Source organism: Sporomusa sp. 246TCP1 (genome assembly GCF_057319775.1).
In genome coordinates this window covers 5976271-5987480 of the sequence record NZ_CM170492.1, presented here as the reverse complement: position 1 = coordinate 5987480, position 11210 = coordinate 5976271, and the positions used below count along the sequence as shown (strand labels likewise).

The following is an 11210-nucleotide window of genomic DNA, read 5'->3' as shown; positions in this document are numbered from 1 at the left end:
GCAAAGCTCATCACGAAATGGTGTTCAATCTCGACGGCCACACTGTTCAGTTTTACTCGGCATATTCACCTCTTTAGCCGCTCACACCAGCGCTTGGTTTTAAGCAGTACAGATATACTACTGCGTAAGTATTTAAATTCTTTACTCTTATGAAACATGATAAAAAATATAAGATTTGGAATAGCAGCACATACAGTAAATTTAGCTATGATGTTGTCAAACATTACACATATAACGTAGGCTATACAACCTGCCACTATCACAGCGGCCGTGTACTTAACGAAGTTTGCAAAATATACCCTTATCGATATTTTAAACCTATGCTTAAAAATGATGTAGGGATCAATCCAAAAGCTCGTTGTTACAATGCTAGCAAAGATTCCGATAAATACACCTATTAAACCGAATCTCTGCAGTAAAATTATAGAAACTACTAAACTGATAATTGCTTGAGCCCACGGTTTGTATTTTGTTTTATAAAACAGGTTCATAACATCAACAAATGTAGTTGGAATTGAACAAATTCCAACTATATAGTAGTTGGCTACAATAGTGAAGACTACTCCAGGAAACAATAAATACTCTTCACCTATCCATATCTTTATAAAAGGGTTGAAAAGATTGAAAAAGGATATCGAGCAAAATCCATATATCCAATATCCAACAAACATCAATACATTAAATACTTCATATACTTTTTTTTCATCTTCTGTTGCGTTCAAATTCCCAATACTTGCCGATATAGAAGCAAATATTTTTATTACAAAACCATGAACTATATTCATTGTCATCTGATAATTCGAGTATAATCCCACCCAATATATGCCGACAAAAGCCGAAATGAGAATATTACTGGTACTGTTAATTGCAACAGTACCAACCTTATGAGACATCATTGCCAATATATTCTTAAAAATGTTTTTTTTGTCAACTACGTCAAGTTCAATCGGACTTTTCTCACGCAAAAAAGGATATAACTTATTGGCTTTATGACTAATTGCAATATTTGAAGCAAACGAGCATACAATCGCAATAGATAGATAAACTAAGTAGTTACTTGTTATATAAAGAACTATTATTTGAATAACATTTTGCACAAATAAAAACGCAGTTGAATTGGTAGTACAAATATACTCTTTTTGGTCTGCAGTAATAATTGCTCGCTTATAACTAAAGAAATACGTTATTGAGGAATTGAAAACAAATAATAAATATATTAGATTGAGATCCTCAACATTCGGCGGTTGTTTGATAATATTTTCAAGAAATGGTAATAATAATACACCTAATACACCTACTGTAATTCCAATTGCCCTATAAGATTTTGCATATAGATTAGTTAACGCCTTAATACGACATACATTGTTATCTGCAAGAGGTTTATACATATATACTATGATAGCATTACCTATACCTAACTCAGCTAATGAGAACACTTGCAGTATATTAACGAACAAGCCACTAACGCCTAAGTAATCAGCATCTAATTTACTAATAAAAACTGTACGACATATAAAACTCAATATGCTATTCAGTAATTGCCCAACAATGCCGTAAGACAAATTTCTTATAGAATTAGTAGTTCGCATTTCTTATTAAACCCATTTCTTTTTAATGTAGCATGCTATAAATCCAGAATAACTGTCTTACGTTTTCGATTGGATCATGTGTAGCTAATGCATGCTTTCTGCAATTCTTCGAAAATTCTAAGGCCAATTGATCTTTTGAAAATATTTCACAAATATAGTGTGCAAGCATATATGGCTCTTCATAAGGATATATAAATCCGTCCTCCTTATCTTTAAGCATATCTTGTACCCCCCCAACACAGGCTGCTACAGACGGTACACCTAACAACATTGACTCTCCTAGAGAGTTAGGAGAGTTTTCTATTACTGAGGGTAATACAAAAACGTGTGATTTCAAGTACTGAATACACATCTCTTCTTCGGCTAAATTCCCTAGAAAAACAACATTATTTTTTATATTCCCACTTCTTATGAGCTGTTCAATAAACTTTGAATACGCACTTTGGGTAAATATTTGTTTTAACCCACTTGCCTCATAAATTACTCTATCCCCGGAAATATACAAAATTGTATCAGGAAATTTTTTTTTAATAATCGGAAGAGCTTGTAATATAAGATGTAGTCCTTTTAAAGGTGAAGCAGCTTGGCTCATAAATATTGAATATCTTTGGCATCTTTCTAATGTCCACCTATATTTATAGAATGAATAACGCAAAGTTTCATTATTAAAGTAATAATTAGCCTCAGGATTAATTTGCATTGTACAGGCTCTATCCCAAGTTGTTCTACCGATAAAATTTTTACATTCTGATAAAGTCTCGATTTCTATTCTTCCTCTATATTCAATGTCCTTTTGTATAGCTCTTAATGACCATTTTTTTCGAAAATCTCTTATTGAACTAGACACTTGTATACAAGCTGGTACGCCACCACCATAATGTTTTGCATAGATAGATAATAGTCCTTGGATTGAAATACATACTTTTTCTTTTTCAAAAACCTTAATCGCAGCATTAGCATGATACGATTCTGAGCCCCATATGTGTACAACATCAAAATTATCCTTTGAATGTATCTTTTGGAAATATTCGGCATATTCATGAATTGAATCGCAACAGTCGGGAATAGATATATATGTAATCTTTTTATCTGGATCTTGTAGAAAAACAACATTTTTATTACCCTTTTCCGGAAATACAATACTTAGGTCGCAGTGATTAGCTATTAACTCCGAAAGATATACCATCCACCCTCCCGTGTTTAGTGGTAGTTTACCTAGCAATGACGAAAATCCAGGTAATGGTATGTTTGTAATCCACAGCACCTTCATTAGCATCGTCCTCTCACACCATTTTTATAAAGTTAATAATTTCTCGAGAAAGCTTATCCCATGAATAATTATTTATTACATAGTTATAAGCCAACTGTACCTTCTCGCTTATAATTGCACTATCTCGACTAAAAAAATCCATGATAGCGTTATAATAACCCTCAACGGTTTCATCATTGACAATAAATAATAGATTTTTCAATTCACAAGGAAGCGAGCTAAAATCCGTTGTTAGAACCGGTGACCCACTTAATATATATTCTATAAGCTTTGATGGAAAACTAAAATCACACACGCCATTTGTTGTGACTCTGGAATTTATCAATAAGTCCGCTTTCATCTGTTCTTCAAGAATCACTTCGTTCTTGACACATCCGTGATATATAATTTGATTATTTGTTTTACAAGCATTAGTAACAATATTTTCAAGTGGCCCAAATCCGTATATATGTAACTCATAATTCCAATAATTATACGTTTTAAATTTATTAAAAACCTCTACTAGTGTATCAATACCATTCCATGCAATTAAACAACCTGAAAATAATATTCGTTTCTTTTGGTTCAGAGACTTTTCTGTTTTAAATCTATGAAGCTTAGATAATAGATCTGTATCATATCCAACTTGACTTGTAATATACGGCATTTTTAGTCCTAATTTTTCATAACCTATTTTGTTCAGCAGTATAACTCCTGAGTATTTATATAAAACTCTTAACCCCACAAGATTTCTAAACTTAAATATTTGTCCAACTAGGGTTACTGGTGTTTGCTCCTTTATACATGGATTATCTATCACGAAGGATATAGTTTTACACTTAAATATATTTTTTAAGATTATAGAAATGAAACTTGTAGTAAATGGTGACCCAATTGTAAAAAGGATCTTTTTATGAGAAATGTTCTTAATTGCCCAGAACATTGCATAAAAAGAAAATAAAAAATCAATAATAAACAAGTTAAAAATAGGTATATTTATGATTGAAAATATTTTATATGTTACATTATCAAATAATGTTTTTGGATTTTTACATACCCTTCTTATTTCCTTTTTTTTTACTGGCTCGATTGAGCATATAGTCAGATTATTTTTGAAAACTTTATGTAACCTTTTTAGTAAAGATAATTCAAATTTAGCTCCTGATACTCCACCATAGTTTAAATCTTCAATAATATTAATTGGTAGAACATAGCCTACGTATAAAATCTTTGTCATAATTCACCTTCTGCAAGTAATTAAATCGAAAAATCATATCCTTGAGTCTCGCAATTACCCCTGACTCACCCGTGCTGCATCTTCGCTTCGCGTTTAATATACCTAAAAAAAGCTTCCTAATAGAACTAATTCGATACTCAAGTACGCAATTATCCAAACATATAGTAGAACTATTCCAAGAGAATTAACTTTGGTCCCACTAAAAATCGTTATTGGTGGTGCAAAAGCAGCATAAATTAAGCTGGACTCTTTTTTTAGTCACCACAATTAATGCTATACTCGTACGATTCTGCTCGCTAGCCGAACTCTTACAAGCTACTAGAGCATTCCCACTGTGACCTTCCTCCGAATGGATTTTGCTTGCAGTTGATTTTTTATTTGTATTTTATTCTTGCATCTTTTTTAAAGAAAACATCTGCTCTACTCAGTGGACCATCCCAAAACTTTATCGGTTTATTGTTTAGCAAGTTAACACACAAATCTATAAACCGTCTTGCCGCAACATTTGCATTCCATTTTGTAGTTATAGTTTCATAGGCCACTTTGCCAAAGTTGTTCCTCTTTATCTTATCTTTTGCAAGAATCAGTACTTTTTTATAAAGGTCACCGACGTCACTATCCTCATATAAATACCCATTTACCCCGTTATCAATTAAAAAGGGGGCAGAGCCTATCATATTTGAAGCAACCACGGCACACCCACTATTCATAGCCTCGTTTAATACTGCACCCCACCCCTCTTTTTGATCACTTGTAAACAAATAGATATTAGCCTTTTCCATATATTCGCGCACTTCTTCCGGTGGCATTTTACCAAGGAAAGATACTTTTTCTTCAAGACCTTTTAGTTTAACCAATGCTCTTATTTTTTCAAATTCTTGGCCATCTCCTATAAAATCCAGTTGAAAATTTATGCCATCGAGTTTTAGATTTTCCGCAACATATACTGCCTTTTCTGGATGCTTCCACTCCAGAAATCTACCGGCCCATAATATCTTTAGAATGGAATTTTCTTTTGAAGACAATAGGGTAGTGATATCATATTGCTTAGTCATAGGGAAGTATCCCCACTTAAGCATCTTATTGGGATATCCACGAAAAATACTAACATCTATAGGTGTGTAAGCACTTGCACAGAGCATGTACAGATTTTTCTTTCTATTTAGTGTAAAATGAGTAATAGAGTTATATAATGCCCGTGGACTTAGTATATGAATAAATCCGTCTTTGAATATCCGCTCTGAATACTCAAATGTTATTTTATTAGTATTTATTCTGTCTTTCAGATAGGTACCTTTAACCGAGCCGATGATAACCACATCACTATTTCTTATTAAATTACTGACCACACTTGAACCTCTCTCTGTTTCATATTCTTTTACCTCAAATTGGTATGGTGAGTTGAAACTCCAGCCCATCTCTATGCGTTCTCTTTCCATCGGTTTTGTAGATACAAACATGAATTTGTTTCCAATTAAACTATGCATAGCACTACAAAATGGTATTTGATGATGAGTTAAATAATTAGATATAAAGGTAATTTTCATTTTTCGACACCTATGATCTCATTCTGTCCACTATACTTTGCAAGAAGGAATAGCGACATAATAAATACAAATATGGCATATCCTCCCATTAAGAATGCTGATTCTGCTACGCCCTGAAAAAATAGCGCCACTACCCCTAACCAGGAAATATACTGTGAACGAGTTGCAGTTCTTACATTCACTAATTTATACATTATTCTCATCATATAACTAATGTACATCACAAGGACACCCAATCCAAATGTTGATAAGATGTCAAATTCTGCATTGTGCATCATCATTTTGCTATACATTGAATAGTCCCCCAAAAGCAAATTTGACTTCCAATCATCATTCATTATCTCCAGCCAAAAAATTTCTCTACCAGAAAAAACCGTCTTACCCATTATCTCAAGGTCTAAATAATCTCCTGTTTGATAAATAAATATATAGGCAAAAACAAATACAATAGGAAGTAACAGGGCAAAAGATGTCGTAAAAATGTTAGCTCCTATACGTTTTGTTGTGACAGAAGCAATTAAAACAAATACTAATGCAACAAATGCTGCTCGCGAATTAGTTTGAGAACATAGAAATACTAAGTATGTTATCATCAAATATATAATTAATCCATTAACCTTTTTCTCAACTCTGAGATATTCTGCATAAGAATATAAGACTACAGTATTTAAAAAAATAAATGCACCAGCTGTATTGGGATTCGAAAATCCTAAATTCAAACTATTTTCCAACAAATGGCTGTACACTCTACTTGTAAAAGATAGATATATTAAAAAAATTGAGATAATTAAATTAATAATATATATAAACTCAACAGTCCCCTTCTGGGGTACTATTACTGTACCAACCCAAATCGCATTCATCATACAAACAAAATTCAGTAATTTTCCAAGATCAGCAAGAGTAATTGAAGATGCTGTAAGCATCACACTGAGAATGCAAGCAAAAACAGTACATAGCAAATATCCTATAAATCGAAGTCTCGTAGACGTTAATATTGTTAAGATAAGTAAAACAAAATTTGTTATATACAAAGAGTAGTACATTAAACGCAACTCAATTTCCCCGCCAAACATTAGTGAAAAGATCATTCCTATATTTAGCAACCATAGAACTCTGATAAGCATGTCCTTTATATCTGTTTTGCCATCAAATATAATGTTCATTTAACTAATCCTTCTCATTTTAAAATTTCATTATATAAATCGATATATTTCATGGTCATTCTTTCTAGTGTAAAATTTTTTTTAATATGTTTAATACAACGTTCAGAATAATGCTGTTTACCCTGACATTTAATCTTGGCAATTATATTGATGACAGTGTTTACATCGCCAGGTTCTACCACATAACCACAACCGTTAGCTACTATTTCCGGGTTTGCAGTAGAATTGTACACAATTACTGGTGTGCCGCACGCCATCGCTTCGCCTACCACTAATCCAAAGGTTTCCTCTATTGAAAAATTGATAAACACATCGGCTGTTGAATAGATTGCTGCTAACTCATCTATAGAATTAGTTCTGCCATATGCCGTTATATTATTGGGCAAACTATCTATCTGTGATTTAATAAAATTACCTACAAGCACAATATGATAATTATAATTCAGCCCTTTTGATAACTTTATAAAATCCAATAATCCTTTTCGCTCGTTCCAGACGTCTGCAACACCCAAAATTACAAACTTTCCTTGCATTTTGTTTTCTGCAACTGTTTTTTTTTCTTGTGGGCTAAATACTTTGGTATCTATGCCATTCGACAGTGTCATTATTTTATATCTTGACAAATATGATTTCGAAGCTACCAAGTGTAACCACGCGGAAACAGTTATGATCTGCATATTTTTTATGCCATTGATAGCATTTTTTTTTGCCTCAAAATCTTTGCTAATAGTACTGCTATTTCCACAATCTAACCATTGATTTGGTGCAGCGCAGTCTTTACAAATGCTTTGATATTTTTTGCACCCTAGTGCGGTGAAGTGATAACATCCGCCAGTAAAAGCCCAACAATCGTGCAATGTATATATAATAGGTATTTTACTCTTTGCTAAGTATTTAAAGAACATTAAGTAATCCAACATCTGGTGATGAATATTGTGAACATGTATAATGTCTGGCCTAATCTTGTCAATTCTTTCTATTAGCCTCATAGTTCCAAGTGCAGAGTGTACTGGCTGTTTACCCAATACCTTATTTAGTGCTCGTCTAACATAGTTCTGTACCTGGTTTTCAATTTTAAAAGCATTTTCTATAGTGGTCTCAAAATATCCAAAGGCAATATAACTCTCAAAGCTATTTTGTATTGCCTTGTGGTGGATTTCTTCCACTATTCTACCAGTACTGCCTCTACCACAGGTTAGGTTAACTTGTAAAATTTTTTTCATGATTCATTCCTGATAAAATCAATTATTTTTTTCCCCTGAACAATATAGTTTTTATACTTGGTAACATAGTCGCGTGCTTTTTCTCCAACCGACTGCAATTCATACTGCGGCTTTTCCAGAATCTCTTCTAGCTTATTTTTTAATCCATAAATTGTTTCATTTTCCAAAATGAATACATGATCTAAATACTCTGCTGGTATGCCCACTAGGCGTGTAGTAAGCATAGGCGTACCAGACATCATATATTCCATAACTTTTGATGGGAAAGAATACTTCGTATATTCATCTTTGGTACTTCTTACATTAATAAGCAACCCAGCCATCTTCTCATATTGCAGTACGCTTTTTCTATCTACTCTGCCAAAATATTTTATTCTGCTATCATTCTGAGCCGCAATTTTGATTTCAGTAACGCAATCACCCGAGCCAAATAGCCACAATTCATAATCGCCGTTGATTTGCATAAATGCTTCAATTATCATTTCAAGCCTATATGCTTTGTTTAAGATACCGGCATACATAACTGCTTTTTTTGTCCGAATCTTGCGGATTTCTCCTATACCTTCGTTATGGTCGCACATCCCTTCCACAATTATATACGGCTTATTTTTGATATTAACTATGTCATTCATGGGTTCAGTAAATAAGACATATCTGTCAAACTCTCCTTGCAACTTAATACCGGCGGTAACAAGGGTATTGGCAAATAACTTTTGTAACCCTTGGGCTTTATTAGTAGCAAACATATTCATAGGCAAGTCAGGAATAATCGCAACCGCTTTGCAATTATATTTTTTGCATAACTTAATGACAGGTGCAGCGACAGGACCATAAACAGAGTAAATCATTACTGCCTTATCAGAAATCTTGGCATTAACCTTTAGCCATAACTCTAGCTCAACATAGGTTGATACTCCAAAACAAATTTGTTTTAAAAATTGAAGATTTACTGCAGGCAACCAGTGAGTGAACACATTTGGTAAAATTTTTTCCCTTTTTCGCCCCCAGAAAAGATAAGGTCCCCCAGGAAAAACCGACATCATCGGAAAGGAGTGCATATCTAGTTCGAGATCCTCAACTGCGGCAAGTCCCTTCAGCATGGTACTTTCAAATGTCTGTGGTGCAGCTGATGGTTTCCTTCTACTATCTTTTACAACCCTCTCAAAGGTGTCTTGATTATAAGCCATACTAAGATAAAACAGTTTCATAATCTATGAACCTACTCCTCAAAATACTTTCCAAATATATAATTATATTTTTGGGGGTTAAAGGGAATAAATCCTCCACCGGAGTGGAAAGTTAATTCCGAAAAAATTACATTATTATCCGCGTTATATAAATCGACTCTTACAAATTCAAAAGGCTGCGCCAACTTTTCCGCTACAGCTAGAGCCTCCTCTAGAGATTTTGGAGGCTCATAAACTACATCTGAGTTATATCCATAAATGATTGGGATTTTATTCCAATGGATATCATAGATATTACTTCCTCGTTTACCGTTTTCATCAACATTGTATTGTATAAACTTTGCCTTACCTTTAAAGCAAAAAATCTTATATTCTGCGAGCGGAGAAAAGGTTTTAATATACTTATCACACAGTATTTTAGGTTTTATGCAAAAATAGTTCTTTTCTCTGGCTGGATAATAGAAATTAACTTTTAGCCACTGACAAAAGAGATTATTGGCTCTCCAGCGATTCCATTTCGACTTATTTCTTACGATCATATTGTGTCCCGAACTGTGGCTGCATTTCAAAACAAATTCATTAGGTAGGGTAGCAAGCTTTAAATCGTTAAGATCATCTAAAACACAGTATGTTTCGTTCAAGTATTTTTCGCCTACCGCATCGGCAACATACTTTTTCACTTCATATTTATCGGTATATCTCCAATAATCCCACTCGCATTCTCGCAGACGTAATGCTCCGATATGTTCATTAAAAGTTATTGGATTTTTATAGTTTGGACAACACCCAAAAATTATAAAATATATTATCTTTGTATATGTTTCATCACTAAAAAGTTTTGTTTGATTAGCAAATAACTTTACAAATATTTGCTTTAACGCAATTCTTATTTTCCAAACCATCAATATGCCTTCAATAAATTAATATATTTTTTAATATTATCCTCAATATTGAGTTTATCCATAATATAGCTATGTGCTTGTCTACACGCCAGTTGATAAATTTCGTTATCCATATTGATATATTCGTTAAGCGCTTGCATAAAGGCATCTTGCCGTTCAAGTGATATTGCGTAACCACCGCCACTGCCATTAATATCTGTCCATGGCGTACCAGTACTTATCAACACCGGACGTGAATGTACCATTGCTTCTACAATAGAATGTCCATAGTTTTCAGAAATCGATGGCGATATAAAAACATGATTGTCCTTGAAGGCATCTGAAATTTTACTATGCTCAATTATTCCTTTATATGTAACCTTTATATTTGCCGGAACTTTTTCAATCAACCTTTGGCAATAGTTCCAATATTCATTTCCGTCAATATTACCGTATATATCAAATTCCACCGAGCCACTCACTTTGTACAATAACTCAATCGCTAAATCTATATTTTTTATTTTATGTAATCTTGAAATTGTTACGAGACGTAGCTTTCCCTTCTCTTTGTATGGAGTATCAGTCATTCGATCTACCAAACACAAATTAGGTATTGTCACAATTTGGCTTTTATTTATTTGTAAATTCTTTTGTATCTCCGTTGCTTCACTGCTGTCAGTTGCATGAAAAAAAACATTCTGATATAGCTTCAAGGCTTTTATATAATAAACAAATGGTATTTTCTTATACCAATGATAATTTAATCTATTAGTGATTAATTCACCACGGGGGGCAATCACAACTTTAACTTCTCTATTTATAAACTTTTTATAGCAGAGTGCTGGCAAACTAAACTTTATTGAGAATAAACTACTCACATAAATTACATCAGGTGAAACTTGCTTTATTAAGTTTAAGACAAATTTGAATTGTTTTTGCTCTTTGTTTAGATAGTACACATGCGAATTGAAAAGGAAATTTTCTCCTTCTCTAACAGATGTATATTTCTCTTTATACCCTTGTTCATATATGGTTGATACGACAGTTAGATCTAGCTTATTTCCCAATGCTTTAGCTAAATTGGTCATACTAATAGTAGCTCCACCTCTGCGCATTGAGGGATAAAAGCAA

The 11210-nt window shown here is 33.2% G+C and carries 9 protein-coding genes; all 9 read right to left on the bottom strand.

What is annotated here, in order from left to right; translation table 11 throughout:
- Positions 1-65 precede the first annotated feature (65 nt).
- The 9 genes from AC1ECB_RS28255 to AC1ECB_RS28215 all read right to left on the bottom strand — a co-directional run bounded on the left by AC1ECB_RS28255 (position 66) and on the right by AC1ECB_RS28215 (position 11167).
- Positions 66-1589, bottom strand: coding sequence for a lipopolysaccharide biosynthesis protein (locus AC1ECB_RS28255; RefSeq protein WP_485666857.1), 1524 nt, complete (start codon positions 1587-1589; stop codon positions 66-68).
- Positions 1590-1611: 22 nt separating this feature from the next.
- The gene (locus AC1ECB_RS28250) at positions 1612-2775 is read right to left on the bottom strand and encodes a glycosyltransferase family 4 protein (protein ID WP_485666856.1); all 1164 of its coding nucleotides are present in this window, start codon (positions 2773-2775) and stop codon (positions 1612-1614) included.
- A gap of 97 nt (positions 2776-2872) precedes the next feature.
- Entirely contained in the window at positions 2873-4075 is a 1203-nt protein-coding gene (locus AC1ECB_RS28245; RefSeq protein WP_485666855.1) for a glycosyltransferase, read from the bottom strand.
- Between the two features lie 374 nt (positions 4076-4449).
- Positions 4450-5622 (bottom strand): glycosyltransferase, encoded by a 1173-nt coding sequence (locus AC1ECB_RS28240; RefSeq protein ID WP_485666854.1) that lies wholly within the window; start codon positions 5620-5622, stop codon positions 4450-4452.
- Complete coding sequence (locus tag AC1ECB_RS28235; RefSeq protein ID WP_485666853.1) at positions 5619-6788, bottom strand: hypothetical protein; 1170 nt, start codon at positions 6786-6788, stop codon at positions 5619-5621. The genes AC1ECB_RS28240 and AC1ECB_RS28235 overlap by 4 nt, the downstream gene beginning before the upstream one ends.
- A 14-nt stretch (positions 6789-6802) precedes the next feature.
- The gene (locus AC1ECB_RS28230) at positions 6803-8011 is read right to left on the bottom strand and encodes a glycosyltransferase (protein ID WP_485666852.1); all 1209 of its coding nucleotides are present in this window, start codon (positions 8009-8011) and stop codon (positions 6803-6805) included.
- Positions 8008-9219, bottom strand: coding sequence for a glycosyltransferase (locus AC1ECB_RS28225; protein ID WP_485666851.1), 1212 nt, complete (start codon positions 9217-9219; stop codon positions 8008-8010). The genes AC1ECB_RS28230 and AC1ECB_RS28225 overlap by 4 nt, the downstream gene beginning before the upstream one ends.
- A gap of 11 nt (positions 9220-9230) precedes the next feature.
- Positions 9231-10100: an ATP-grasp fold amidoligase family protein gene (locus AC1ECB_RS28220; RefSeq protein WP_485666850.1), complete on the bottom strand. Its 870-nt coding sequence runs from the start codon at positions 10098-10100 to the stop codon at positions 9231-9233.
- Positions 10100-11167 (bottom strand): glycosyltransferase family 4 protein, encoded by a 1068-nt coding sequence (locus AC1ECB_RS28215; protein ID WP_485666849.1) that lies wholly within the window; start codon positions 11165-11167, stop codon positions 10100-10102. The genes AC1ECB_RS28220 and AC1ECB_RS28215 overlap by 1 nt, the downstream gene beginning before the upstream one ends.
- Positions 11168-11210: the final 43 nt, after the last annotated feature.

Excerpts from the sequence above, each read along its gene's own strand:
- AC1ECB_RS28215 (WP_485666849.1), bottom strand. The coding sequence starts at position 11,167 with ATGACCAATTTAGCTAAAGCATTGGGAAATAAGCTAGATCTAACTGTC.
- AC1ECB_RS28235 (WP_485666853.1), bottom strand. The coding sequence starts at position 6,788 with ATGAACATTATATTTGATGGCAAAACAGATATAAAGGACATGCTTATC.
- AC1ECB_RS28240 (WP_485666854.1), bottom strand. The coding sequence starts at position 5,622 with ATGAAAATTACCTTTATATCTAATTATTTAACTCATCATCAAATACCA.
- AC1ECB_RS28245 (WP_485666855.1), bottom strand. The coding sequence starts at position 4,075 with ATGACAAAGATTTTATACGTAGGCTATGTTCTACCAATTAATATTATT.
- AC1ECB_RS28225 (WP_485666851.1), bottom strand. The coding sequence starts at position 9,219 with ATGAAACTGTTTTATCTTAGTATGGCTTATAATCAAGACACCTTTGAG.
- AC1ECB_RS28250 (WP_485666856.1), bottom strand. The coding sequence starts at position 2,775 with ATGGTATATCTTTCGGAGTTAATAGCTAATCACTGCGACCTAAGTATT.
- AC1ECB_RS28255 (WP_485666857.1), bottom strand. The coding sequence starts at position 1,589 with ATGCGAACTACTAATTCTATAAGAAATTTGTCTTACGGCATTGTTGGG.
- AC1ECB_RS28220 (WP_485666850.1), bottom strand. The coding sequence starts at position 10,100 with ATGGTTTGGAAAATAAGAATTGCGTTAAAGCAAATATTTGTAAAGTTA.
- AC1ECB_RS28230 (WP_485666852.1), bottom strand. The coding sequence starts at position 8,011 with ATGAAAAAAATTTTACAAGTTAACCTAACCTGTGGTAGAGGCAGTACT.